The sequence below is a fragment of the Mesorhizobium sp. M8A.F.Ca.ET.161.01.1.1 genome, assembly GCF_004792105.1.
Classification (GTDB): Bacteria; Pseudomonadota; Alphaproteobacteria; order Rhizobiales; family Rhizobiaceae; genus Mesorhizobium.
This window is the reverse complement of record NZ_SRTD01000019.1, coordinates 34,551-59,590: the sequence shown is the minus strand read 5'-3', so window position 1 is coordinate 59,590 and position 25,040 is coordinate 34,551. Positions and strand designations below refer to the sequence as shown.

General features: G+C 61.8%; 18 protein-coding genes and 1 pseudogene. 6 read left to right on the top strand and 13 right to left on the bottom strand.

Annotation, left to right across the window (positions count from 1 at the left end; genetic code table 11):
• The first annotated feature begins 197 nt into the window (after positions 1 to 197).
• The 4 genes from EN804_RS29670 (at position 198) to EN804_RS29655 (ending at position 3,201) form a co-directional block, all read left to right on the top strand.
• A complete protein-coding gene (locus tag EN804_RS29670; protein ID WP_135921905.1) occupies positions 198 to 932 on the top strand; it encodes an SDR family oxidoreductase in 735 nt (244 codons plus the stop codon).
• Between the two features lie 82 nt (positions 933 to 1,014).
• Positions 1,015 to 1,614, top strand: a complete 600-nt coding sequence (locus EN804_RS29665) for an NAD(P)-binding domain-containing protein (RefSeq protein WP_246693504.1) — start codon at positions 1,015 to 1,017, stop codon at positions 1,612 to 1,614.
• Between the two features lie 200 nt (positions 1,615 to 1,814).
• Positions 1,815 to 2,723 carry an MBL fold metallo-hydrolase gene (locus EN804_RS29660; RefSeq protein WP_135864905.1) on the top strand — a complete coding sequence of 303 codons (909 nt, stop codon included), beginning with the start codon at positions 1,815 to 1,817 and terminating at the stop codon, positions 2,721 to 2,723.
• A 10-nt stretch (positions 2,724 to 2,733) separates the two neighbouring features.
• Positions 2,734 to 3,201 (top strand): metallophosphoesterase family protein, encoded by a 468-nt coding sequence (locus EN804_RS29655; protein ID WP_135864903.1) that lies wholly within the window; start codon positions 2,734 to 2,736, stop codon positions 3,199 to 3,201.
• A 166-nt stretch (positions 3,202 to 3,367) separates the two neighbouring features.
• Here the strand turns inward: EN804_RS29655 and EN804_RS29650 are convergent, their stop codons facing one another.
• The 11 genes from EN804_RS29650 to EN804_RS29600 all read right to left on the bottom strand — a co-directional run bounded on the left by EN804_RS29650 (position 3,368) and on the right by EN804_RS29600 (position 20,317).
• Entirely contained in the window at positions 3,368 to 4,705 is a 1,338-nt protein-coding gene (locus tag EN804_RS29650; RefSeq protein WP_135864900.1) for an HlyD family type I secretion periplasmic adaptor subunit, read from the bottom strand.
• Positions 4,706 to 4,724: 19 nt separating this feature from the next.
• Entirely contained in the window at positions 4,725 to 6,419 is a 1,695-nt protein-coding gene (locus EN804_RS29645) for a type I secretion system permease/ATPase (RefSeq protein ID WP_127870428.1), read from the bottom strand.
• 64 nt (positions 6,420 to 6,483) lie between these two features.
• A complete protein-coding gene (locus EN804_RS29640) occupies positions 6,484 to 10,482 on the bottom strand; it encodes a VCBS domain-containing protein (protein WP_135921903.1) in 3,999 nt (1,332 codons plus the stop codon).
• A 594-nt stretch (positions 10,483 to 11,076) separates the two neighbouring features.
• Positions 11,077 to 11,793 carry an ABC transporter permease gene (locus EN804_RS29635; RefSeq protein WP_135921902.1) on the bottom strand — a complete coding sequence of 239 codons (717 nt, stop codon included), beginning with the start codon at positions 11,791 to 11,793 and terminating at the stop codon, positions 11,077 to 11,079.
• Positions 11,790 to 12,503 (bottom strand): ABC transporter permease subunit, encoded by a 714-nt coding sequence (locus EN804_RS29630; protein WP_135921901.1) that lies wholly within the window; start codon positions 12,501 to 12,503, stop codon positions 11,790 to 11,792. The genes EN804_RS29635 and EN804_RS29630 overlap by 4 nt, the downstream gene beginning before the upstream one ends.
• Before the next feature lie 76 nt (positions 12,504 to 12,579).
• Entirely contained in the window at positions 12,580 to 13,377 is a 798-nt protein-coding gene (locus EN804_RS29625; protein ID WP_127276468.1) for a transporter substrate-binding domain-containing protein, read from the bottom strand.
• Positions 13,378 to 13,446: 69 nt separating this feature from the next.
• Positions 13,447 to 15,456 (bottom strand): DUF2817 domain-containing protein, encoded by a 2,010-nt coding sequence (locus EN804_RS38740; RefSeq protein WP_135921900.1) that lies wholly within the window; start codon positions 15,454 to 15,456, stop codon positions 13,447 to 13,449.
• A gap of 22 nt (positions 15,457 to 15,478) precedes the next feature.
• Positions 15,479 to 16,987, bottom strand: coding sequence for an FAD-binding oxidoreductase (locus EN804_RS29615; RefSeq protein ID WP_135921899.1), 1,509 nt, complete (start codon positions 16,985 to 16,987; stop codon positions 15,479 to 15,481).
• Entirely contained in the window at positions 16,984 to 18,105 is a 1,122-nt protein-coding gene (gene hisC / locus EN804_RS29610) for a histidinol-phosphate transaminase (protein WP_127873496.1), read from the bottom strand. Before hisC ends, EN804_RS29615 begins: the two co-directional genes overlap by 4 nt.
• Positions 18,106 to 18,152: 47 nt before the next feature.
• A complete protein-coding gene (locus EN804_RS29605; protein WP_135921898.1) occupies positions 18,153 to 19,280 on the bottom strand; it encodes a 2Fe-2S iron-sulfur cluster-binding protein in 1,128 nt (375 codons plus the stop codon).
• Positions 19,277 to 20,317, bottom strand: coding sequence for an aromatic ring-hydroxylating dioxygenase subunit alpha (locus EN804_RS29600; RefSeq protein ID WP_127276478.1), 1,041 nt, complete (start codon positions 20,315 to 20,317; stop codon positions 19,277 to 19,279). Before EN804_RS29600 ends, EN804_RS29605 begins: the two co-directional genes overlap by 4 nt.
• Before the next feature lie 123 nt (positions 20,318 to 20,440).
• Here EN804_RS29600 and EN804_RS29595 point away from each other — a divergent pair, with 123 nt between their 5' ends.
• Positions 20,441 to 21,361 carry a LysR substrate-binding domain-containing protein gene (locus EN804_RS29595; protein ID WP_135921926.1) on the top strand — a complete coding sequence of 307 codons (921 nt, stop codon included), beginning with the start codon at positions 20,441 to 20,443 and terminating at the stop codon, positions 21,359 to 21,361.
• Between the two features lie 523 nt (positions 21,362 to 21,884).
• On the top strand, positions 21,885 to 23,225 hold the full coding sequence (locus tag EN804_RS29590; RefSeq protein ID WP_135921897.1) for a calcium-binding protein: 1,341 nt from the start codon (positions 21,885 to 21,887) through the stop codon (positions 23,223 to 23,225).
• A 347-nt stretch (positions 23,226 to 23,572) separates the two neighbouring features.
• On the opposite strand, the gene EN804_RS29585 is transcribed toward EN804_RS29590, so the two are convergent.
• Positions 23,573 to 24,010 (bottom strand): hypothetical protein, encoded by a 438-nt coding sequence (locus tag EN804_RS29585; RefSeq protein WP_127873499.1) that lies wholly within the window; start codon positions 24,008 to 24,010, stop codon positions 23,573 to 23,575.
• A 552-nt stretch (positions 24,011 to 24,562) separates the two neighbouring features.
• Positions 24,563 to 25,018, bottom strand: a pseudogene (locus EN804_RS38255) (IS630 family transposase); the annotation flags it as partial.
• Between the last annotated feature and the right edge of the window lie 22 nt (positions 25,019 to 25,040).

The window sequence follows — 25,040 nt, the reverse complement described above, 5'->3', positions numbered from 1 at the left end:
AGCCTATGTCGCCGGGCGCGGCCCAATTCCCAACGGCAGACACCGATCGCCGCGGCTGGCATCAGTCATTCAGCCGGATCGATTTTGCACCACCGATGTGCGCGTTTCCGCACTCAATGCCTGGCTGCAGCGGACCCATCTTGAGGGTCTCGGGGGCCTCCCCGAACGACCAAAGTTGGAGTCTGAAAGGAAAAATCATGGGAAAGCTTGAAGGTAAGGTTGCCGTCATCACGGGTGGATCGAGCGGCATGGCGCTGGCGACCGCCAAACGGTTCGTTGAAGAAGGCGCCTATGTTTTCATCACGGGCCGGAGGCAGGAGGCGCTCGACGAGGCCATCAGGCTGGTTGGCCGGAACGTGACCGGCGTGCGGGGCGATGCGGCCAATCTCGACGACCTCGACCGCCTGTTCGATACGGTCAAGCGGGAAAAGGGCAAGATCGACGTCCTGTATGCGAGCGCCGGCACGGGCGAAGCCGTCCCACTGGGTGAGATTACCGAGCAGCATTTCGATGCGACCTTCGGCCTGAATACGCGCGGCACACTGTTCACGGTGCAAAAGGCGTTGCCGCTGTTCAACGATGGCGGATCGATCTTCATGACCGGATCAGTTGCTTCGGTGAAAGGTTTTCCTGGTTACAGCGTGTATGCGGCGAGCAAGGCGGCGTTGCACGCATTCGCACGCGGGTGGCTCAACGAGCTGAAGGGCAGGAATATCCGGGTGAACGTGCTGCACCCCGGGCCGATCGCCACACCGATGCAGGACCAAGTTCTCGACGAGGAGGGGAAGCGGATGTTCGAATCCCTGATCCCGCGGGGAAAGATGGGGCGTCCTGAGGAAATTGCGACGGCCGCGCTGTTTCTTGCTTCAGACGATTCGAGCTTCGTGAACGGGCTGGAGTTGTCCGTCGACGGAGGCTTCTCGGCCATCTGAAATCGCGTCGCCATGCAGCGAACGGATAACCCAGCGCCGTTGAGGCCGGGAAATCAATACCAACACGGATCGGAGAAGCATCATGAGCTATGCGATTATAGGATTCGGTAAGATAGGCCAGGCCCTCGCCCACGCCTTCGCCCGTAATAACATCGACGTGACCGTCGCGAGCCGCCGGCCGCCCGAGGCGTTGGCGCCGCAGGCTCGGGCAATTGGACCCACGGTCCTCGCCAAGTCGCTGCGGGATGCACTCGAGGCCGACACAATCATCCTGGCGGTCCCGTTCGGGGAGCACCGCGAGGTTGCGAAGGCCCTGCCGAGCTGGAAAGGCAAGACGGTCATCGACGCGATGAACGCGTTTCCAGTCCCTGAAGAGTTGGACGGTCTCCCGTCCTCCGCCTTCGTCGCCAAGGCGTTCAGCGGCGCCAAGTTCGTGAAAGGTTTCAATCACCTGATTGCGGCCACGCTGGCTGCCGATCCGATCGTCGAGGGCGGGCACCGGATCGTCTTTCTGTCAAGCGACGACGAGGACGCGGTCGCGCCCGTGGTGGCCTTGGCCAAACAACTCGGGTTCGCACCCGTCAAGCTGGGAAAACTCGACGAGGGCGGCGCGCTGGTGCACGCACGCGGCCGCATTTGGGGCCAGCTCATCTTCCAGGATTTGTTCAAGAAGGAGCAGTAATCGATCTACGATCCGTATGATCGATGCCGAGAACCGGTCGCGTGCCAATTTCTTCGAGCAGCGCGCGACCGGCATCCCTCCCACCGGCGTTCTCGGCCGGCAAGTTCGCCAACAACTGTTGCGCCGCTTACGCTAAGTCTATCCAGGACCGCTCTTTCGCCGGCTTTGAGGTCTCGTTGCCCGCGAGGTAGACTGCTCGCATGACCTTCAGGCTCATCTTCCTCGGCACCTCGGCCAGCGTGCCCTCGGCCGAGCGCAACCACCCGGCGCTGCTCGTTGAAGCCGGCAGTCAACGGGTGCTGGTCGATTGCGGGGAAGGCACCCAGCGTCAGCTTCTGCGCAGCGGCGCCGGATTCAGGCGACTTGATCGCCTGCTCCTCACGCACGCGCATTTCGACCACGTGCTCGGAATTCCGGGCTTGTTCTCGACGCTGCGGCTCCGGCAGAGCGAGGACCTTGTGACCATTCATGGCAGCGCCGACACTCTCGAGGTCGTCGCCCGCATGCTCGCTGGCCTTTGGGGTGAGGGACGCGCGCCGATCCCGCTGCAACTGGTGCCGCTTGTGCCCGGAGGCGTGTTCGACGTGGATGAGTTCACGGTCGACTGCTTTCAAGTTCGCCATCGCGACACCGACAGCTACGGCTTCGTCTTCGAGACGCCGGCGCGTCGTCACCTCGTTTCGGACCGCTTGGCAGCTCTCGGTGTGCCAGACGGCCCGATCCGGAAGGACTTGGCCGAAGGCCGCTCAATTTCTCTCCCCGACGGCAGGACGATTGCTCCCGAAGCAGTTCTCGGACCACCCGAGGCTGGCAAGAAGCTGGTCATTGTAGGTGACACCGAAACCACCGATGGATTGGCCGACAAGGTGAGCGGCGCCGATCTGCTTGTCATCGAAGCCACATTCCTGGAACGAGATGCAACGATGGCGCGCGACTACGGACACCTGACAGCCGCGGAGGCAGCATCGCTGGCAGCGACCAGTGATGTAAAGCAACTCGTTCTTACGCACATCTCCGGCCGCTATCCCGACGACGAAATTCTCGCGGAAGCCGTCCGGACGTTTACGAACAGCCTTGTCGCAACGGATTTGAGCACCCTCACCGTCTGATGGCAGAGCCATGACATTCAGAATTGGCATCATCTCGGACACGCACGGTCTGCTGAGGCCGCAGGCGCTGCGCTGCTTGGCCGGGGTCGACCACATCATTCATGGAGGAGACATCGGTCGCCCTGAGATCATCGCAGCGCTTCGCGGTATCGCACCGGTTACCGCAATCAGAGGAAACGTGGACACCGGTGGGTGGGCAGTGGAATACGCGGAAACCGAGCTCGTCCGCCTCGCCGGGCGAGCAATCTATGTGCTTCATGATCTCAAGACGCTGCAGATCGACCCGGTTGCCCAGGGCATCGATTTGATCGTGTCCGGTCACTCGCATGTGCCAAGCATGGAGACAGTGGATGGCGTGCTCTATTTGAATCCGGGCAGCGCTGGCCCACGGCGGTTTAAGCTGCCTGTCACCCTTGCGACGGTCGACATCACCCGGGACAGCATGCAGCCCTCGATGTGGAGCTTGGTAAGCGGCTGAACCGCGCAACCATACACACGTCCACGCTTATATCCGACGGTCTCCTGGATTCTTCACCAGACGGCCAGACGCGCCGCAACGCGGAGAGAAGCATTTTCCACGACAGGTCGGCGGGGGTTCTCGCCGCGTCGGGAGTTCTCGCCGCGCGCGGTGTTGGACTGAACCGTCATTTCTGGCGAAACGCGGAGTGGAACGACACAACCAGCGGGCCTAAAATGTAGTCGAGTGCCGTGCGTTGCTCGGTAACGATCATGACCGACGCCGGCATGCCCGGATAAAGCGCGATCTGTGGGGCCGCGGCTAATTCCACCGGATCGACCGCCACGTCCGCGAGATAATAGGGAAAGCCGGTCTTGGTGTCGGTGATGCGATCCGCCGAAATGCGGGTGACGCGTCCATGAATGATGGGTATCGAACGCTGCTTGTATGATGTGAAACGAACTTCGGCGGCCATGTCGGGACGCAGGTTCGATATATCCTCGACGCGAACCTGTGCCTGGACGATCAGCGAATTCTCGGTCGGCACGATGTCGAGGATGGTCTGGCCCGGCGCCACGATCGCACCGATCGAGAAAACGCTTAGATCCATCACTTGGCCGTCATAGGGCGCGCGCACCTCGGCCCGGTCCATGGCAGCCTGGGCGGCGAACATCTTGGGTATGAGGTCGGACAGGTTCGATTGCGTATCGATCAACATGGCCGACAACTTGGTCCGGCGCTCATTGGTCAATTGTGCGATCTGGCTCTCGAGTTCGGCTTTGCTCTGTTGGCTGCCGCCGATGGCGCCGAGATTATCGTCGATCAAGCCCTGCAAATCCGAGGCCGACCTTTCCAGTTCCAGGATGCGTGGGCGGGTCGTCAAACCGGCCTTGAGCAGCTTCGACAGGCTGGCCTTCTCGTCGATCGTCGATTTGAGCTGGGCCTGGTAGGATTCGACTCGGGACTGCTTGCCCCGTATCTGCTCCTCGAGCTCGGCAATACGCCGCTGAAGGATCTGTTTGGCGCCGGCCATCGAGGCGCGTTGGCTTTCCAGGTCGGCGATCTGGTTTGCCATTGCGTCCTTGAGGTAGTCCTCGTGCTCTTTGAGGATGTCCTTGGGAAAGGCAACAGCCTCGCTGCCGTCCAGTTCGGCACGGATCCTGGCATCGGCTGCGCGCAACAGCGCATATTGCTGGGCATAGAGATTGAACTCGGACCGAATCCTGGTGTCGTCCAGCTTCAGCATTATGTCGCCCTTCCTGACGACGTCGCCATCCTTGACGCGGATCTCCTTCACCGTACCGCCGTCGAAATGCTGGACGCTCTTGCGATTGCCTTCCACCTTGACGATGGCATCGGCGAGCACGGCACCGTTCAGAGGGGCAAAGGCTGCCCAGCCGCCGAAAATGCCGAAAAAGGCCATTATGATCAGCAGGCCGATATAGGCCGGCACCCGGATGGAATCCGGAGCCAGGATGCCGGCCTCGCCGGGCAGGCTATGGTAAGTGAGGGCGCTGTCGCTCATCGATCTCTCCGACCACGGCTCATTGGGTCGCCACCGCCATTGGAGCCGCGCGCTGGTTGAGCAGCGCCACGATCTCGTTTCTCATGCCGAACGCCTCGACGGCGCCATCGCGCAACAGAAGTATCTTGTCGACATTCGCCAGGGTCGAGGGACGATGCGAGACGATGATAACCGTGCTGCCGCGGCGCTTGAGCTCGATCGCGCAGTCGCTCAGCGCGCGGTCGCCATCGGCGTCGAGGTTGGAACTCGGCTCGTCGAGAATGATCAGTTTCGGCGTTCCAAACACCGCCCGGGCAAGAGCAATCCGTTGCCGGTATCCTCCCGACAGCACGGCGCCGCCCTCGCCGATCTGCGTCTCGTAGCCCTGCGGCAGGCGGATGATCATCTCGTGTACGCCGGCGAGCCGCGCGGCCTCGATCACCTCCTGGTCGACATTGGTCTTGAAGCGCCCAATGTTGGCGGCGACCGTATCGGAGAAGAGTTCGATATCCTGCGGCAGGTAGCCGATGTGATCGCCGAGCGCGTCGTGCCCCCATTGCGACAGGTCGGCGCCATCCAGCCTGACCGTGCCTCGGCTGGGTTGCATGACGCCGGCAAGGTGGCGCGCCAGGGTCGACTTGCCGGCGCCGGAGGGGCCAACGATCCCGAGCGCCTCGCCAGCCTCCAGCCGAAACGACACCTCGCGCAGAAGCACCTTCTGCTGGCTGAGAATTGCAAAGCTGACCTGTTCGACGGAGATCGTGCCACTGGGCTTGGGCAGGTTGAACGCCCTTTCGTTGCGCGCGCCGCCGTCGACCAGCTTCTCGACCCTTGCCAAGGCAGCCCGCGCCAGGATCAGGCTGCGCCAGAGGCCGACGATCTGCTCGACAGGCTGCAGCCCCCTGCCCAGCAGGAGACTCGCCGCGAACATGGTGCCGCCGGTAATTTGCCGTTCGATCACCAGATAGGCGCCGAGGCCGAGGATCAGCGATTGCATGGTGAGCCGCAGGAACCGGATAAGGCCCGACATCAGGGCGGCGCGGTCGCTTGCCTCCGCCTGGCGCCGCAGCGCCAGGTTGCGGTCGCGCCCCCAGCGGCGGATTAGACCGTCGATCATCCCCATGGCGCGAACGACTTCCGAGTTCCTGAGACTCATCTCGGTGAAGTTATAGTTGTTCGTCGCCAGCTCGTTGGCCTGCTTCAGCGGCGAGCGCACGAGATACTCGTTGAGCACGGCCATGCCGATCAAGAGCAGCGAGCAGCCGAGCGCGAAGAAGCCGAGCCAAGGATGCAGCAGGAAGATGATGCCGATGTAGATGGGCGACCATGGCAGATCGAACAGGGCGTGGATGCCGCTGCCGGTGATGACCTGCCTGAACGTATCGAAGTCGCGGATCGGCTGGCTCGGCGAGGAGCCGGGCGATGGGGTTTCCACGGACGCGGCGAGGATCCTTGCCGAGAGCAACCGGTCGAGCCGGGCGCTGGCACGCGTCAGGATCCAGGCGCGGACAAGGTCGAGACCGGCCAGCGAAAGGAACGCCGCCAGCAACACCAGGGTCAGCATCACCAGCGTGGTTTCGCTGCCGCTGGTGACAACCCGGTCGTAGATCTGCAGCATGTAGAGTGGGGAGGCGAGGTAAAGCAGGTTGATCGCCAGGCTGAATGCCGCCGCAACCAGGAAATAGCGGCGGCATGCCCGAAGCGCATCCTTCACAATTCGAGACTTGCTATCCACTTCCAGAACCCCACTCGATACTCGTCAGGTCAAGGGAGCCGCCGCAGCCGGCGGCCCTGTTCGCTCACACCACCAAGTCGCTCGAAATCGCCCCACTGCCGATGCCGGTCAGCGTGAATTCCGCCGGATTGTACGAAACGACGGTATGGCCCTGGCCATCGTCGGCAAGCTTGAAGGCGTTCGCATCATAGCTGCCGACCAGATGCAATGCGGCGCCATGGGTGCCGTCCGAAACGGTCAGCGTTCCGCCGCTGCCATCCTGGTTTGCCTGATAGACGGCCGTCGTTCCCGCACCGAACAGGATATCGCCGAGGTCCAGTCGGTCATCATTGGTGATGCCGCCGATGCGTCCGCTGTAGTCGAAGGAATCGTCGAGTTGCAGCGTGCCGGCAGCGTCGTGTCCAAAGGTGACGTCCGTCGACGAGGCGCCGCCGAACTCCAACTTCGACAAGTTGCCGATGGTGGCATCGCCGTCGCCGGTGACTTGGCCATGGATTACGATGTCACCGCCATTGGCCCAGAGCATGCCCGAATTCGCCAGGCCGCCGGTGATCGTCAGCCCGCCCGAACCCGTTGCTTCCAGCGTTCCGGAGTTGGTGACGACACTGCCTCCGGTATCGATGACCAGCGCATTCGAGCCGGAGGCGATGATGGTCCCCCTATTGTCGAGGCTGAGCATGCCGCCGCCCAGCTGGCCGGCGCCCGAGATCGTGTTGTCGACGTTGACGAGAGTGACATTCGGCCCTGTGCCGGAAATCATGTTGGCGGCGCTGTCGGAGAGCAGGATCTGCCCGCCCCCCTGCAAGGTCACGCCGTGCTGGATAACCTGCAGCAGCGTATCGCTGCCGGTCGAGTCGAGCGAGATCAGGCCGCTGTTGTTGATGATGCCGCTCAGCGGCAGCAGAGCGCCGTCGCCGATCGTCATGGTGCCTGAATTGTTGACCACCGGTGTCTGGTCGAAGACGAAATTGCTTGCCGTGAGTGCGCCCGAATGCACGCCGTCCAGCGTGATCGACTGTCCGTCGCCGAGCGCGATCACCGCATTGCCGTTGGCATCGTCGGCGATGTGCGTCTGGAGGTCGGCAAAGTCTGCCAATCCACTGTAGCCGATGAGGTCGATCTGGTCGGCCGCAGCGTCGAAATTGTGCACCGTGTCGGCGCCGATCGGCTGCGAGAAGACGAAGAGGTCGTTGCCGTGCGAGCCGGTCAGCACGTCGTCGCCGGACCAGGCAAAGATCGGCGATCCCGGAGCGTAGGCCTCGACATTATCGGCGATCGACGCGCTGCCCAAGGTACCGTCTGCGTTGATCCAGGTCATCTGGACGTCGAGCACGGCTGCCCCGGTGAAGTCTGCCGGGGTGGTCACGGTCAGCCCGTGCAGGTCGTTGGTCTGCACCGTCCAGCTGCCGTCTGCATTCTGGGTTGCGCCGTCGATGGTCCAGCCTGAGGGCACGTCCTTCACCGTAACGGTGATGAGTGCGCCTTCATGTGAGGGGTCGGTGAGGGCGAGGTTGATGGGCTCGCCGGAGGTGCCGGCGGGTAGATTGAAAGCTGGAGTGCCGATCCCAGGATTACCGGCTATGTCAGTCCAGAATGAGGTACCGGTGCCACTGGACAGGACTTGGACAGTATGCGCGCCACCGCCGACTGGCTTCGTAACATCCAAGGTGTAGATGTCGTGTCCGGTGCCGTCGATGCCGACATGTATGAAGGTCCCGGCTGTCGCAGTTGCGCCTACCAGCGCGATGTCATTGATGTCGAAGCCCGAGACCGCCTCACTGAAGGTGAAGGTAATCGTCTGCTTGGCACCGTTGTTGTCGTGCGAGATGACGACCGTAGGCGCTGTGGTGTCGCCGCCCGTCACATTGATCGTCGCTGTAGCCGTACCGGTGTCCGTGCCGCCGCTAGCCGTGCCATCCCCGTCGACCAGAGTGTAGGTCACTGTCTTTGTCGTGGTAGCACTGGTCGCATTAGAGTAGCGAATGTGATCCTCAAGCGCTTGCGCCGCGGCTTGCGTGGCGCTGGCGTTAAAGGTGATGACGAGGTTCGTCCCGTTCGTTCCGCCAGTGAACGTTCCAATGGTTGTTCCGCCATAGGTCACATTGCTGCCGCTGACCCCGATCTGACCGGCGCCAGTACCCTGGTTCTGGATCGTCAATTGGTCCGCTGACGTGCCGTTTGCCGTAAACGAGACAGTCAGCGAGCCTCCGTTGAAATCAGCGGAGTCCACATCGGCGACTGTTCCGGTAGGAGCGATTGCGGTCGCAGCCGATCCGGCAGTGTAGCTGAGGCTTGTAGATGTGCCGGCCAGCGCGCCATTGAGATCAACCGTTGGCGCATCGTTGGTGCCGAGGATGTCGATATGCACCGAGGTCGGAGTGCCGTCGGCGCTGACCACGTTGAAGTTCTCTGTGTAATGCTGGCCGGCGGCGAACTCGTTGTGGGCCGAGCTTGCCGTGTAGGTCCAGGCGCCGGCACTGTCGATGGAGAACGAGCCATAGGTTCCAACGGTCCCGGCCTGGGCGACGAAGGTCGCCGGGCTGTCGACATCCGAGATGGTCAGCGTGCCGGAGCTCGAGATGTCGGTGGCCGAGTTGGTCTCGGTCAGGTTGCGCACATCGGCCGACAGGATGGCGGCATCGTTGGTGCCGTCGATGTTGATGGTCACCGAGGTGTGGGTGCCGTCGGCGCTGACGACATCGAAGGTGTCGGTGTAGGTGGTGCCGGCGGCGAACTCGTTGTGGGCCGAGCTTGCCGTGTAGGTCCAGGCGCCGGCACTGTCGATGGAGAACGAGCCATAGGTTCCAACGGTCCCGGCCTGGGCGACGAAGGTCGCCGGGCTGTCGACATCCGAGATGGTCAGCGTGCCGGAGCTCGAGATGTCGGTGGCCGAGTTGGTCTCGGTCAGGTTGCGCACATCGGCCGACAGGATGGCGGCATCGTTGGTGCCGTCGATGTTGATGGTCACCGAGGTGTGGGTGCCGTCGGCGCTGACGACATCGAAGGTGTCGGTGTAGGTGGTGCCGGCGGCGAACTCGTTGTGGGCCGAGCTTGCCGTGTAGGTCCAGGCACCGGCACTGTCGATGGAGAACGAGCCATAGGTTCCAACGGTCGCGGCCTGGGCGACGAAGGTCGCCGGGCTGTCGACATCCGAGATGGTCAGCGTGCCCGAAGTGCTGATCGCGGCCGGCGTATTGCCTTCCGTGAGGTTCCGGACATCGGTCGACAGAACGGCCGCATCATTGGTGCCGGCAATATTGACGACGATATTGTAGCTGGCGCTTCCATCTGCCGATTTTACCGTCAGAGTGTCGGTGACATGCTGGCCCTGCGTCAACGGATCGGCAAGGGTCTGGTTCAGCGTATAGGCCCACACACCAGTTGTCGTATTGAAGGTGAAGGTGCCATAAGTGCCCTGAAGGCTTGGGGGAGCCTGGAAATGGTCCTGGCCGACATCGGGGTCGGTGATGATCAACTGTCCATGCGCGTTGGGATCATTCAGCGTGCCATTGGCAACGCCGCCGGCCTCCACCACAGTCAAGTCAGCACCCGGGGCGGCGGTGATAATCGCACCGTCATTGGTGCCCTGAATGTTGACCGACACGCTGGCCCAACTCAGCGTTCCATTGCCGAGCTTGATCGCATAGGTGAAGGTCTCGTTGATCTGGTCGCCCGCACCCATGGCTTGCAGGCTGGCGAAGCCATGCGCCGCCAGATATACACTAAGGTCCATCTCGACCTTGCCGTTGTTGATGCGGATGGAAACCCCGCCGCCGATGCTTTCCCAGGCGGAAATGCCGGTCGCCTGAACGTCCTGAGTCGTCAGGTCGATGGGGGCGTATTGCTTCGTGGCCGTCGATGCGGAAATCCCATCGTCCACCGAAAAGAGGGACTTCGCGTTTCCACCCTGATCGTTCGCCATCACATCGAGAACTATGATGGTTTGCGAACCTGAAGCGAGGACGACCGTATCCTCGTTGAGATTGAAAACGTCATTGTTCGCTTGCGGTGTATTGGAGAACGACGTCGTGGTGCCGCCGGCACCGGTGACCTGAGTAGCCATTTTTCAACCCCTTTTCCCTATGACAGACGCCCCTACGCCTGTTTGTTGACAGCCCTGCACGACCACGCCCTGTCCAGGCGTCGATCCCAAAAATCGGCACACAACTGGGTTGGAAGTGCAGTGCGCCATCAGCGCGCCTGCCGGGCAAGAAATGCCGGCTGGAGCTAGCGGATGATGATCACATGATGGCGGCGGCGACGACGTTGGTCGCTGCGCTACGTCTCCCTACCCCAATTACATCCTCTAAATCGTCGGGTTTCCGATCATGATATTTAGAAGATGCTTATATTAGGAGATTATTAACTCTACTGGAGAGGAGGCGTCAACGCCCAACTTTGGAGGACAGTTAATATTCGAAGTCAGATGCGGCATGAGTTCACGGCCTGGTGCACAGGTGACGGCTCGCGGAGCCTGCCTGACGCCTCCGAGAGAGATAACCCACGCCCGGCCCAATCGTGGGCACTGCGAAAGAAAAAGCGACTGACATAGCCGTCAGCGCCACAGCTATGGTGGGCGATCCGTCATGCTTGCCCGCCAAGGCTAATGAAGGCGGCCAGATCGCGAGGAATGAGCTTTAGACAGCGTCATGAGACGTCAGATCGATTTGAGTGCGGTCGATTTCTGGCTGGAGGACGACTCATGCCTGGTCAGAGAACGCTCGATGGATCGGATGATCGCGATCAGCAGCAGATTGATCACGAGGTAGAGCAGGCCAGCAATTGCGAAAATCTCGAAGATCGCGAAGGTCTGGCTCATCAGCCGCTTGGCGTAGCCGGTGATTTCGAGCACCGTGATCGTCGAGGCGAGGCTGGTGCCCTTCACCACAAGGATAAGCTCATTGCCATATGCTGGCAGCGCCTGGCGGATGGCGAGCGGGAACTCGATGCGGCGGAACCGCAGCATGCGCGACATGCCGCATGCCTGGGCCGCCTCGACGAGACCGACCGGAACCGACATCAATCCGCCGCGCAGTATCTCGGATGTGTAGGCGGCCGTATTCAGCGCGAGTGCCAGGACGGCGCAACGCGATCCGTCGCTGATCACCCACCACAAAACCGCGTTGTCCTTGATCAGCGAAAGCTGGCCGAGCCCGTAGTAAAATAGGAAGATCTGCACCAGCAGCGGGGTCCCGCGAAAGACGTTGCTGTAATATTTGGCGAAGCCCGACAGGAGCCAGTTCGACGACAGCCGCATAAGCGCCAGTCCGAGGCCCAGATTGAAGCCGATCAGCACCGAAACGAAGGTCAGCGCGGCTGTGACCCACAGGCCCTTGAGCAGAACGGGAACCGCAAGCTGGATGAGGTCTATCATACTGCTTTTCTCGTCCGTAGCCTGAGCAGGCGTTCGATCCCGTCGAAGCCGGCCTGGCTTACAAGCGTGATGGCGAGATAAACCACCGCCGCAATCAGGTAGAAGATGAACGGGTGGCGGGTGGAGTTGGCGCCGATGAAGGAAATGCGCATCAACTCCTGAAGGCCGACCACGGAAACCAAAGCGGTGTCCTTGATCGTCGTCTGCCAGACATTGTTGATGCCGGGAACGGCGATGCGCAGCATCTGCGGGGCGATGATGCGGCCGAAGATGCGTGCGCCCGGCAGCCCGAGCGCTCGAGCTGCCTCGATATGCCCATTGGGGATGGCGCCGAGCGCCCCGCGCACGACCTCGGTCGAATAGGCCCCGGAGATCGCGCCGATGGCGATGACCGCGATGACGAACGCATAACCGCTTTCCGCGACTCCGGCATAGCCGAAGGCAGTCACGACCTTGGTCACGAATTCAACCGAACTGAAAAACAGCAGGTAGATGATAAGCAGTTCGGGCACGCCACGCACAAGCGACGTATAAGCATCGACCACCAGCGAAAGTGGAAATATCCGGGCCCATTTGATCAGCCCGCAGACAATGCCGATCACCAGACCGGCCGCCATGCTGACGAAACCCACAAGGATTGTGATCGCCGCGCCACGCAGGATGACGGTCACCCAACCCGCTTCCCAAACTTGCCAGAGACCGAATTCCATCCGAGTTGCCCTAGTCTGTCGTGCCAATGAGACGCATGCGCCCGGCTGGCCGGGCGCATGCCAGAATTCCAAGGCGTTATTTGCAGGGCCGGGAAATGTCCGTCTTGAACCATTTCTGGCTGGCCTTGCCGACCGAGCCGTCGGCGATCAACTCGCAGAGCGCCTTGTCGATCTTGGCCTTGAGCTCGGTGTTGTCCTGCGCGATGCCGACGCCGATGCCTTCGCCAAGCGTCGGGTCGAACGTGCTCTTTATCTCAACACCTATCAGCTGGAAGTTCTTGCCATCCGGCTTGTCCAGAAAATCCTGCAAGGCGGATTGATCGGCGAAAGCCGTGTCGATACGGCCGCTCGCCAGGTCGATCTGCATCTGATCGAGCGTGTCGTAGGTTTTCAGGTCGGCATTCGGCGCACGCTTCTCGAGGAAATGCGCGTGCGTGGTGCCAGCCTGCACGCCGACCTTCTTGCCATCGAGCGATTTCAGCAGCGTGTCGACGTCGGTGATGGCGGCGAGATCAGAACCCTTAGCCGCGACGAACATGTTGGCCAGTTCGGCATAGCCGACGCTGAAGTTGATCTCCTTCTTGCGATCGGCGGTGATCGACATGCCCGAGATGATGACGTCGAAGCGCTTGGCCTTCAGCGCCGGGATCAACCCGTCGAAGGCCTGCACCACGAAATGGCAGGTCACGCCAAGTTTGGTGCATAGCAATGCGCCGACATCGGCGTCGAAGCCGGTGACGTTGCCGTTGGCGTCGGACATGCTCCATGGCGGGTAGGCGCCTTCCGTACCAATGGACAGCTCGCCTTCGGCCGCCCATGCGCTGCCCATGCTTCCCGCCAGACAGGCGAGCAGCGTCAAGACTTTCAGTTTCATATCAGTTCCCCTTCTTGTTGATCTTCATTGCCGTTGTCCGGTGCGAGCCGAACGCTTCGAGGGCTTGCTTCACAGTGTCCGTGCCAGGAATTGGCGCAGACGCTCCGAGCGCGGGCTGCCGAACAGCTCCGCCGGCGCACCCTCTTCCTCCACCTTTCCCTGGTGGAGAAACAGAACCTTGTGGGAGACCTCGCGCGCGAACTGCATCTCATGCGTCACGAGGATCATGGTGTTGCCTTCCTCCGCCAGTTGGCGGATCACCCGCAGCACCTCGCCGACCAGCTCGGGGTCGAGCGCCGATGTCGGCTCGTCGAAGAGGATGACCTTGGGCCGCATCGCCAGCGTGCGGGCAATCGCCGCCCGCTGCTGCTGGCCGCCGGACAACTGGCCGGGATAGTGGGCATGCTTGTCGGCGAGCCCGACCTTCTTCAGCAGGGCATGCGCGTGTTCGAGGGCCTTCTCTAGAGGCTCCTTCAGCACATGCCGGGGCGCTTCGATGATGTTCTCCACCACCGTCATGTGCGGCCACAGATTGAAGTTCTGGAACACCATCCCGACCCGGGCGCGGATGCGTTCGACCTGCGCCATGTCGGCCGGCCCGAGACGGCCGTTCGACAGCGGCTTCATCTTGATGAGTTCGCCGTCGATGGCGACCTTGCCGCCATCCGGCTGTTCCAGAAGATTGATGCATCGCAGGAACGTGCTCTTGCCCGAACCCGACGAGCCAATCATGGAAATGACTTCGCCGGCATGGGCGGTGAGATTGACGCCCTTCAACACCAGAAGCGAGCCGAAGCTCTTGTGAAGCTCGTCGATCTGCACTGCCGGCGTCGTGATCTTCGCTTCGTCAGCAGGCGTCGGATCGGCCACAGCGGCCGGAGCGGTTGGCGGCGTCTGTTCGCGCCTTATGGCCTCGTCCTGGGCTACCTCGACAGTCTGTAGCTCGGCCAGTGCACGGTCGAAATAGCGCAGGCTGCTGGACAGGCAAGTGCGCTGCCAATCCGGATCATCGGGAATGAAGGCCGAGCGCAGCGTCTCCCGGATACGCTTGCCCAGCGGCGAATCGAGCTTCCCGAACAGATGCAGCCAGTTGTCGGCTTGCACCGCTTCCATGACCGAGGGGCCGTCCAGCGTGCCGCATTCGACGACAAGCGGCAGCACGCGCGCGTCCGGCATTGCCTTGCGGACGGCGTCGGAGACATAGCCGGTCGCAGTCGCAGCGATGCCGGTGCCGGTCTTGGCGCCCGGGCCGGTCAGCACGGTCGACAGCGCCGGCCCGAAGATGGATTTGCCCCAGGCAAGGCCAGCATGCTCGGAACTCGCGACCGAAAGCAGAGCCGGGTAGCCGTAAGGCCCCGCCCCCGTATGCAGGTCGAAAACGATGACCTGGCGCGCCGCGCCGGCAAAAGCCTTCAGGATCTCGTTCAGCGTCCTGTTCGACCAGACCGGGCCGCCACCGCCGTAGAACATCCCGTCGGCGAATTCATACTGGCCGGCCTCGACGATCGCCGCCAGCCCGGCATGCCCAAGCCTCTTGCGCGCCGCGGCGAGTTTCTCGTCGGCCGCTGTGCGGTCCGGCCCTGCCCATTCGCGGTATGCCACGGCGTCGTGGAGGCCGGCATAGCCGGTGTTGACCGGAGCGCCCGCCGACCAGTCGATGAAATTGCGGTTGAGGTCGACATTGTCTTCGTTGACGCGCCGCGACCACGCCGTACCCCAGGGATTGATGAGGTGGATGGCAAGGATCGCCATGTCGTCAGGCAAGCGCCGCAGGTTCTTCTGGCCGAGCCAGGCGGTCTGGCAGGTCGAGCCGAACGGCCCCTCGACACCATGCGTGCCGGAAATGAGCACGATCAGCTTGCGCGCGTCGCGACGGCCAAGCAGTGCCACATCCGTCGCCAGCGGCCCGCCATCGGGCCCGTTCAGCGGATGAACATATTCAGACAGCTCCGCGCCCGCCCGCTCGGCCGCTTGCCGAAATTCCTGGCGCAAGGCGCCGAAATCAGAGGCATAGGCCGGGGCCGGCTCGTCATGGCGCTTCGTCGATCCCAATGGACGACTGGCGGTCAATCCGTTCATTCCTTGTGGTTCCAGCATGGGGTTACTCATCGGTGAGGTCGCTCACGTTCTTAAAGCTGCCGGAATGAGATGGCCTGGAAGACCGAACGAACCAGGCATCGTGGGGAAGCACCTTGTCGGGGTTCATGATCGACTGATCGTCCAGCACTCGTTTCACCCGCTCCATCACGGCGAGCTTCGTCGGGTCGGCTGTCGCCAGCAGGGAATGGATGCGCTTCGACCCAACACCGTGCTCGGCGGAAAAGGAACCGCCAATCTCCCGGAGCTGTTGATACAGGACACCCTCGACACCCTCGGCAATTTCGGGCGCCAGCGGACCCCGGCGGTTGAGGATGATATGCAGGTTCCCATCGGCCAGATGTCCGAAGATATAGGGAGCCAGACCGGGTTCGATCGCAGCGAGCTTAGGCAGGATTCTGTCGAGATATGCTGGAATTTCCGACAATGGCACCGACACGTCGAAAGAAGGCGCATCGGGATGGGCGCGATAGAGCACGCTGGTGTCCTCGCGCAGCCGCCACAGGTCGTCCTCTTGCCGCCGCGAGCCGGCGATGATGCCGGTCGCTTCGGGATAGCGCTCCATTACTTCCGAATAAATCCGCTCGAAATCCTCGCGCAGCGCCTCTTCGCGCGCGCCGCCAAGCGACAGCAGCAAGAACAGCGGCTGGTCGAGCGGCACGCCTTCGGACCATCCATGCGCGGCGGCGGCCAGACCGAAATACGAGGTCCACATCGCCTCGGCCGCGCGCAGATGCCCGGCCTCCGATTCAAGAGCCAGGCGAATGGTCCGCAGAGCAGCCTCGACCGATGGCAGCCCGAAAAGCGCGGTGGCGCTGGCTAGCGGCGAAGGGTCGAGCTTGACGACCACGCGGGTGACGATGCCGAGCGTGCCCTCGGCGCCGATGAAGAGATGTTTCAGATCATAGCCGGCCGAATTCTTCACCACCCGGGTGAGATCGGAATAGACCGATCCGTCGGCCAGAACGGCCTCGAGGCCAAGCACGCGGTGGCGCATCACGCCGTTGCGAAAGGCCATCACGCCGCCCGCATTGGTGGACACCATGCCGCCGATCGTTGCCGAGCCGCGCGCGGCAAGATCGATGCCCGGTTCCAGCCGGTGTTCGCGCGCGGCCTCTTGCAGCGCTTCAAGAGTAACGCCGGCGTCGACGACGGCCACCCGCTCGACAGGATCAAGCCGCTCGATGCGGTTCATGCGCGTCATCGAAAGGACGATCTCGCCTGGCCGCGAAACACTGCCGCCGACCAGGCCTGTCTTTCCACCTTGCGGCACGATCGCGATCCCGTTCTGGTGACAGATGCGCACCACCGCCGCGACTTCACCGGTCGATAAAGGCGCAACGACGATGCCGGCGCCACAATTCGCGCCATTCGAGCCAAGGTCGATCGCCTCGGTATCCTCTCCGGTGCGCACATTCGAAGCGCCGACGACATCGCGGAGCGCGTCGACAAACGACAACGGCACCGCCTGGTCGATCCAGTTCGTTTGCCCTTGGGGCGCGAGGCCGCTCATCGTCCCACCAATTCCTGAAGTGCCGCAATCAGCCGGTCATTGTCCGCCGGCAAGCCGATGGTGGCACGCAGATAGCGTTCGTAGCCGGCTTCTCGCCACGCCTTGACGATAATCCCCTGCTTCAGAAGATCGGCGGCGAGGCTCGAACTATCACCCTTGCAGTCGAAGAACAGGAAGTTTGTCTGCGACGGCGCAACCCGGAAACCAAGGCCAACAAGAGCGGTGGCTGTGCGCACGCGCTCGGCCCTGACCCGGCTCGCCGACGCCTTCATCCAGCTTTCGTCGGCGAGTGCCGCGATGGCGGCGGTCTGTGCCGCTGCGTTGACGTTGAATGGCGTCTTGGCAGCGGCGATCACCCGTGCCAGTTCGAGGCTCGAACAGACGGCATAGCCGACGCGCAGCCCCGCCAGCCCATACGCCTTCGAAAACGTCCGCAGCACCACATGGTCGATGCCGTGACCGCGCAGAACCTCGATGCCGTCGGGCGCACCTGGATCGGCAAATTCGAAATAGGCTTCGTCGAGGACAAGAAGCGTGCCTGGCCGCACGGCGCCGATCAGCCGTTGCAAGCCGGAATGGTCGAGACCGGGTCCGACCGGGTTCCATGGCGAGGATATGAAAACGATCCGTGGCCTGGCGGCGATCGCCGTTTCCAGCGCGGCAAGGTCGAAGCCCATTCCAGGCGTCATCGCAACCTTGACGACATCAGCCCCCACTGCCAGCGGCTCTATCTCATGCAGGCCGAAGCTCGGCACCGTGGTGACGACGGAGGCGCCCGGCACCAGGACGGCGCGCGAGATGGCGGCGATCATCTCCTCGGAGCCATTGCCGGCAACGATCAGGCCGGGATCGACCGCCAGTCTTTCGCCAAGCACTGCCCGCAGCGCCGTGCAAGCCGGATCGGCATAGCGCCATGGTTCGAACGATGACGAAGCCAATGCGGCCATGACGGCGGGAGAACAGCCGTCCGGGTTCTCATTGCTGGCCAGCCGGGCGATGTCTTGGCGGCCACTCAGCGCCCGCGCCATCGCGATGTTCATGCCGGCATTGTAGGGCGGCAAGGCGGCGATATGCGGATTGAGCGGCAGGCTCGACACTGGTTTGACCGACTGTTCCAAATTCCGACTTCCGTTTCCCCGCGCCCATACGCGGCATCGCGATCTTGTCAAATATCCAGGACGATTGATCCGCTCGGCCTGGAGCAGCACAGCAGCACTTCGCCTGCCCCAAGCTCGTCCAGCGGTTCTTCGAAATAGGCGACGTCACCCGAGACCAGCCGCGACTTGCATGTGCCACAGATGCCCGACCGGCAGCTGAATTCCGGTTTCAGACCGTGATCCTCGGCAAAGTCGAGCAGCGATGCGGCGGAGCCGTCCCAGATGGCCTTGAGTGCCGATTTTCGGAACTCCACGGTCGTCGCCTCGTCTGTCGGCACGATCCTTGCTGGCTGCGCAACAACCGCCGAGGTCCGAAATGCATCAGGCTCAAGCACCGTCGACGGACCGAAAAATTCGTAGGCAATGCGGAGCTTTGGAACGCCAAGCGCTCGCAACATGGCGTAAATCGCCTGCATGAACGGCGGCGGACCACAGAGATAGAAATCATAGTCGTCGATCGGCAGCAGGCGTTGCAGCACGTCCCGCGAAATCATGCCTTCGCTGTGGAACCGCTGCTTGGCTTTGTCGCGTTCGGACGGAGACCGATAGCAGTAGTGGGCGGTCAGGCCGGGCCGTGTCGCGACAAGGCCGCTCACCTCGTCGCTCAAGGCATGCACGTCGCCATTCTCGCAAGCGTGGACGAAGAGGGCACGGCGGTCCGGCATCGAAGCCAGCGCGTGCAGCATCGACACCATCGGCGTCAGCCCGACGCCGCCGCTGAGCAGCACGACCGGACGGCTGCTCGCCTTGTCGAGCACGAAATCGCCGCGCGGCCCTTCCGCCTGAAGGACGTCACCGACGTCGATCCGGTCATGCAGGAAGCATGAGCTTATCCCATCAGGCAGGCCAGGCGCGGATGCTGCTTCCCGCTTCACGCTGATCCGGTAGCGACCCTTGCTGGCCGGAGAACAGGAGACGCTATAGTTGCGCAGCACATATCCCTTTTCGCCTGCCGCGTGCGGCACGGGTATCTTGAACACCAGGAACTGGCCCGGCTCGAAATCGCGCCAGTCCAGTGGATTGACCGGTTCCATGTGGAACGACGTGATGATGGCGCTTTCGCGCACCTTCGCAACCACCCTCAGGTCGCGAAACCCGCTTCTTGCGATGGTGTCGCGAGCGGTGAATGCGTTCATTCGGCGGCCGCCAATTGCTGGCTCTCGCTGGCGATCAGCTTGGCCAGGTTGCGGCGAAAACGCAGCGGCCCGACATCGATCTTGAGATCGAGATTGGGCGTGCGCTTGTTGGCCATGCCCTTGTGCACCGCGTTGAGCACGGTGCGGTCCTCGTCGAAAGCGCCGCGCACGGAGGTGGCGAACCGGCGCGACACCTCCAGATCGTCGGGAGCGAAATTGCGCATCTGGAACCAGTAATATTTCGTCTGGTTCTCATCGACAGGCGTCATGAAATTGTAACTGTCCATGAGGAACACGTCCTCGTGCAGCGGCTTGCCTTCGCCGCCGGTGCGTGCCGGTACGAAGATCGCCTTGATGATCGCGTTGGACGGGTAGCGCACCTCGTAGTGCTGCTTGCGGTCGCAATTGCCGGAGAATTTGAGGAAGGGTGCATAGAAGGGCGCCGGTGCGGCATCGACCACCCAGCGCCATACCGTTACGCCGTCTTCGCCCACGGTGGTTTCGAGCGGCGCATCCTCCATGGCCTGGACACCACCGAAGGAGGACTGATGGACCCAGGACACATGCGAGGGGTCGAGCAGGTTGTCGGTCATGTAGAGATAGTTGCAATCGAGCGCCATCGATTCGCCGCGGTTGACGCCCCATGCCGGGTCGCCCCAGTGATCGACAGCGAAAATCAGGTCGGGATCGGCCTTTGCCGCCTCGCCCATCCAGATCCAGAGCAAGCCGTAGCGCTCGGCAATCGGATAGGAACGGACGCAGGCGACATGGGGTATCTTTTCCGCGCCCGGCACCCGCGTGCAGGTCCCCGTGCTGTCGAAGGTCAGGCCGTGATAGCCGCACTCGACCGTGTCGCCCTTTATGCGACCCATGGACAGCGGCAGCTTGCGATGCGGACAGGCGTCTTCGAGCGCCGCTACCACGCCATCGGTCCGGCGGTAGAGGACGATATCCTCGCCAAGAATCCGGGTCGGCACCAGCCGGTCGGCGACCTCATGGTCCCACGCGGCAACGTACCAGCAGTTCCGAAGAAACATGGCGTCCTCCCCAGCTTGTGAACCCCCAAACGAATATCTTGCGGATCCTGGACGACATAGGGCTTGCATCTGCGTTCTATTTTAGAAAAACTAAATCAAGATGACCCCAGGATCCTTGCCCAGGTGAACAAGACGCCGCCGCTGCGTGCGATACAGGCCTTCGAGGCCTTCGGCAGACGCGGCAGTATGACGGCGGCCGCGACCGAGCTTGGCGTCTCCGTTGGCGCGGTCAGTCAGCAGATACGCAAAGCGGAAGAGGCCCTCGAGGTCAGGCTGCTGGAACGGCGCGGCAGAAGCGTCGCCCTCACAGCGCTGGGACGTGTGTATCACGCGGCGGTTTCCCGCGGATTCGACCAGATTCGTGCGGCTCAAGACATCATCGATCGCGCCCAGTCCGCGAACACGCTGACAATCTCCTGCCTGCCATCGCTGGCCAGCAAATGGATCGGCCCGCAATTGCTGGATTGGCAGATTGCACACCCGGGCGCGACGGTACGTCTGGTCGGCGCGGAGACGGAACCCCGATTGGATACTGAAGGGGTCGACTTCCGCATTTCGTACGGCGAGAAGTATCGCGATTTCAACCACTATATCGAACTGTTCACGGATTGGGTGGTGCCGGCATGCTCACCGGCGCTGCTCGCAAGGCACCCGGTGCGCAAACCCGCCGACATTCTCGACCTGCCACTCCTCAGCATCGAATGGGCTCGCGACCACCGCTCACCGCCCAGTTGGACGGAATGGGCAGCAAGCATCGGAGCGATGTACCGAAAGGCTTCAGGCGAAGTCGCCTTCTCCTTGTCGAGCGCCGCTATCGATGCCGCGACGAATGGAAGAGGCGTTGTGCTGGCGCAGCTATCAATGGCCGCCGAGGATATCGCATCCGGCCGCCTCATCGTACCTTTCAATCAACGGCTCAAATTGTCTCAGGCCTATTTCCTTGCCTGGGACCGTGCAGCTCTGGAAAAGCCCTTCGGCCCGGAACTGCGCGCGTGGATCGTGTCGAATTCCAAGCGGATGGGCGCAGCTTTAATGGCTAGCTGATGTCCTCAACTGTTCACTCCCACTCGATTGCCTTTTGTCCCTATTAGGTCATTGATCGCTGACATGCCGGACTACAGGCGGTATCGCGTGATCGAGATGCGCTCGGGCGATCGATCCTCAATCACGCCAGCCCGAGCCGGGCGACGACGAGCAGAACCACCCGCTGGTTGATTGAACCTAGCCCTCTACTCTGCTTTCGTCGGGACCGTCATCCTGATGCAGGTGCCGCGGGCCTAACAGTCTGCTGGCATGGCCGGTTGGCTTCCGCGATCGCGTGACAACTGGGATGTCACCAGTGTTAGCCTTTCGCTGGGGCAAGCCGTCGCCTACTCGACGTTGTAGCGCAACCATTCGAGCAACGTGACCGGGGCGGGTTTCAGACGCCTCTCCGGCACGAGCCACCGTGGGAACCTGTTACATTTTGTGATTTGCACGATACCGCTGACGGGCGTTCTGATGAATGGAGGCCTTTCCGGCTTCAGGCACTTGGCGGAAAGGGCGGGGGTGTGAAAGGTGGCCAACCATGGCCCAGGCAAGCTCCATTGTCTTAAGCGGCGATTATGGCTACACCCAGTATAAGGCATCCGGCCTGCCCGCCGACACCACTATCGATGCCACCGACGCCTCGTGGATCGTCGCCAATCAGGGAAGCCCCACCAACCGCTATCCCTTCGCGATCACCAACCCCGGCGACAACCTCCTGGTTTTTGGCGGCACGATCAACGGCACCGTCTCCCAAACTGGCGACTGGGAGAACATTTACGTCAACTCCGCCGCAGTCCGTATAAATTCAGCCCACAACTTTGTCATCGACGATTGGACGGTTACCCAGCCCTGGGATGGCATTCGTGTCGGCGGCACTGGCCACTTCGTCATCGAGAACAGCTATGTCGGCAACTCCCGAGACGACGCGGTCGAGGACGATGACGTCATCGGCGGCACGATCAAGGATTCCCTGTTCGACCACGTGTTTTCCGGAGTGAGCCTTGGCGATGGTGAAGTGGATGGGCATAACAACACGGTTACCATGGATGGCATGCTTCTGGGCATGGGAGAGTACCTTCGCAAAGGCGTGATGACCCACGGTTCGCCATTCAAACTCGACAACGGCACAGGCGCTAACGATATCTCGCCCAGCCTGCACTTTATCGACTGCGTGGTGGCGATCGCCGACGTTCACCACAACGGCCAGGGGCGGCTGCAGCACGCCTGGGACAAGACGGTCGAGTCGCACGGCAATTACTATCTCAATCTCTCTGACACGCCGCTGCCGTCCAGTTATCCAATGCCGCCCGCCGGCTGGACGGTCCTTCAAGGCCAGGCGGCCCGCGATTACTGGGCCAACGCCAAGGCGGTCTGGCATGCAGCCCATGACGGGACCGACCAGCCGCCGCCACCGCCGACCGACCCGGCCAAGGGAACTACCGGGAACGACACTTTTATCGGCACTGGCGCGGCCGATAACTATGATGCCTTGGCTGGTAACGACATACTGTGGGGCCGAGGTGGCAACGACGTGCTCCACGGAGGCGCCGGCAAGGACACCTTCGTGTTTGACACGGCCTATGGCCCTGGCAATGTCGATAGGCTCCCGGACTTCCACGCAGCGGACGACGCGCTCTATCTCGACAATGCCGTCTTCACCAGCCTCGGCCCCGGTTCCTTGTCCAGCCCGACGCAGGTGAACTCGTCGTATTTCGAGTTGCGCGAACACGCCACCAGCCATAACGACTACCTGCTCTACGACCGGACCACGGGCATCCTGTACTATGACCCCGATGGCTCGAGATCGGCCCCTCAGGTGGAAATCGCCCACCTACAGGCCGGGGCGGCCCTGACCTATCATGACGTGTACATCATTTGATCGCCCATGCGATCGCACATGGCACTACGAAGCGCGAGCGCGTCACCGCTGGTGTTCCAGTTGCCACTAACAGCGATCAAAAATAGCGACGGATAGCGCCGATCTAGTAGCTCTGCACAGAGGTTACGACTCTTTGGAAATCGGCTTGGGATAGACTTCGACCAGGCGCTCCCATGCAGCCCTGTCTGCGACGAGGAGATCCTAGCTGTCGATGCGACGATCGAGGCACCCCGAGCCACAACCACCCTTGCTCTCCTTTGGCAAAGGGGAGACCTGGCGAGTTCCAATTCGCAACCGAAGGCGATTATCCGGACCGAGGGTGGACGTCGGCTAAGAAGCGTGCGCGACTAGTGCTCGCGCGCAACCAGCCAACCAGATACTAGCCGGCCGAGTGGGCCGATGATCACGCTTGTCCAGGTCGTGGCGCGCTCTCGGCGGTCTTTGCATTCTTGACGGATCATATTTTGGACTTCAGAGCAACCAAGTGGCGTCAGTATCCAGCTGTCAAGCTGAGACGATTTTCTCCACATTGGACTGTTGTCGTCCGCGTAGCCAACCGGGAGATTAAGACGCTCCGCCTTCCGGATCAGTCGCCGGGTTTTTATCTCCGCAATCTGTTCATAATATAATAACGTTTCCCAATAATGTCGGTACTCGGCCTTTTCCCGCTCCGCAGGCGTGCAAGCATTTGTCAGGTCGATGTTATAGGCGTGGTCGAGCGTCCTGATGGTTAGCCGGTACGCCATGACCTCCAATAAATCTTTGATTTCTAATAATATCGTCATACGACATCCCCGAGCCATCGTGTCCAAAAAAAGAACGCTACAACCTCCTATGACGTTCAGTCCATTCCACTACTTGGATGAACTTAGAAGGCAAAAGAACTAGATAGCGAGTAACATCAGGACGATCTGGTTCTCGAAAAGCTCCGGCTCGCCAAAAGCCGCCACGAATCGGCGATAGCAAAGACAAAGTGGTCTCGCCAGCAAGGCCGGTTAAATCAAGAAGGTATCGGCGAAGCGGAAGACGAAAACCAACTTCAAGTAACAGCCGTTGCTTAAGAGCGCATTTTTCCCTTACCGGCCAACGACCGAACAATCCTGACATCGGCGCTACACTGGCACCACCGATAGGATTAATTGCGCATTACCTAATGTCCCCTGTAAATTGACCGGTGCGGGTGCGTACTTAAGCCCGCCGCAGTGGCCGGTGCGGTCCTCACGTCCCCGGAGGGCTGCCCGCCGCACCGGCCATTTTGCCTACGCTTTGGTTAGCGGCGACGTTCGCTTTGGCCTCGATGCGCTGGGCCGCCAGCGCCCAGCCCCTGAGCGGCGACTGTTGGTCTTGGTCCAGGTCTCATCAATGAAGACCCGTCGCGTGGATCGATCCGGCCCCGATATTTCATCCACTGCAGCCGCCGTCGTGCGACATCGGGGCGATTCTGTCCGTTGGCGATCAGCGTCTTTTTTGTGAGTGAGCTTCTCGGCATGCACGAACTCCCATACCAATCGGTAGTCGACCTTCAGACCAGCTCGGCCACAAGGCCGCGCAAGGTGAAGCCCGGTCGTGAAAGCGCTCGATCAAGCTGTTGGGCCACACTCCCGAGAGTTTCTTCGGTTTGTAGCCGCGGACCTGGCGAGGCGCCGCACTGCCAGTCTCTTCGACACGCTATTAGCCACGCTATGGCCCCGCTGTAGCTGACGCTAAAGCGCGCCGTCGCGGCGCCGCGACAGCCCTTCCATCTTGACCGCGGCAACAACCCGCCCGCGAAAATCCATCGAATATCCTGCCATCCCGACTGGCCTCCTCCAGTAT

What these genes read in the sequence shown, in the direction of transcription:
- EN804_RS29670 (WP_135921905.1), top strand. Translation starts at nt 198, where the DNA reads ATGGGAAAGCTTGAAGGTAAGGTTGCCGTCATCACGGGTGGATCGAGC.
- EN804_RS29625 (WP_127276468.1), bottom strand. Translation starts at nt 13,377, where the DNA reads ATGAAACTGAAAGTCTTGACGCTGCTCGCCTGTCTGGCGGGAAGCATG.
- EN804_RS29590 (WP_135921897.1), top strand. Translation starts at nt 21,885, where the DNA reads ATGGCCCAGGCAAGCTCCATTGTCTTAAGCGGCGATTATGGCTACACC.
- EN804_RS29605 (WP_135921898.1), bottom strand. Translation starts at nt 19,280, where the DNA reads ATGAACGCATTCACCGCTCGCGACACCATCGCAAGAAGCGGGTTTCGC.
- EN804_RS38740 (WP_135921900.1), bottom strand. Translation starts at nt 15,456, where the DNA reads ATGAACGGATTGACCGCCAGTCGTCCATTGGGATCGACGAAGCGCCAT.
- EN804_RS29650 (WP_135864900.1), bottom strand. Translation starts at nt 4,705, where the DNA reads ATGAGCGACAGCGCCCTCACTTACCATAGCCTGCCCGGCGAGGCCGGC.
- EN804_RS29630 (WP_135921901.1), bottom strand. Translation starts at nt 12,503, where the DNA reads ATGGAATTCGGTCTCTGGCAAGTTTGGGAAGCGGGTTGGGTGACCGTC.
- EN804_RS29660 (WP_135864905.1), top strand. Translation starts at nt 1,815, where the DNA reads ATGACCTTCAGGCTCATCTTCCTCGGCACCTCGGCCAGCGTGCCCTCG.
- EN804_RS29635 (WP_135921902.1), bottom strand. Translation starts at nt 11,793, where the DNA reads ATGATAGACCTCATCCAGCTTGCGGTTCCCGTTCTGCTCAAGGGCCTG.
- EN804_RS29665 (WP_246693504.1), top strand. Translation starts at nt 1,015, where the DNA reads ATGAGCTATGCGATTATAGGATTCGGTAAGATAGGCCAGGCCCTCGCC.
- EN804_RS29600 (WP_127276478.1), bottom strand. Translation starts at nt 20,317, where the DNA reads ATGTTTCTTCGGAACTGCTGGTACGTTGCCGCGTGGGACCATGAGGTC.
- EN804_RS29640 (WP_135921903.1), bottom strand. Translation starts at nt 10,482, where the DNA reads ATGGCTACTCAGGTCACCGGTGCCGGCGGCACCACGACGTCGTTCTCC.
- EN804_RS29585 (WP_127873499.1), bottom strand. Translation starts at nt 24,010, where the DNA reads ATGACGATATTATTAGAAATCAAAGATTTATTGGAGGTCATGGCGTAC.
- EN804_RS29615 (WP_135921899.1), bottom strand. Translation starts at nt 16,987, where the DNA reads ATGAGCGGCCTCGCGCCCCAAGGGCAAACGAACTGGATCGACCAGGCG.
- EN804_RS29655 (WP_135864903.1), top strand. Translation starts at nt 2,734, where the DNA reads ATGACATTCAGAATTGGCATCATCTCGGACACGCACGGTCTGCTGAGG.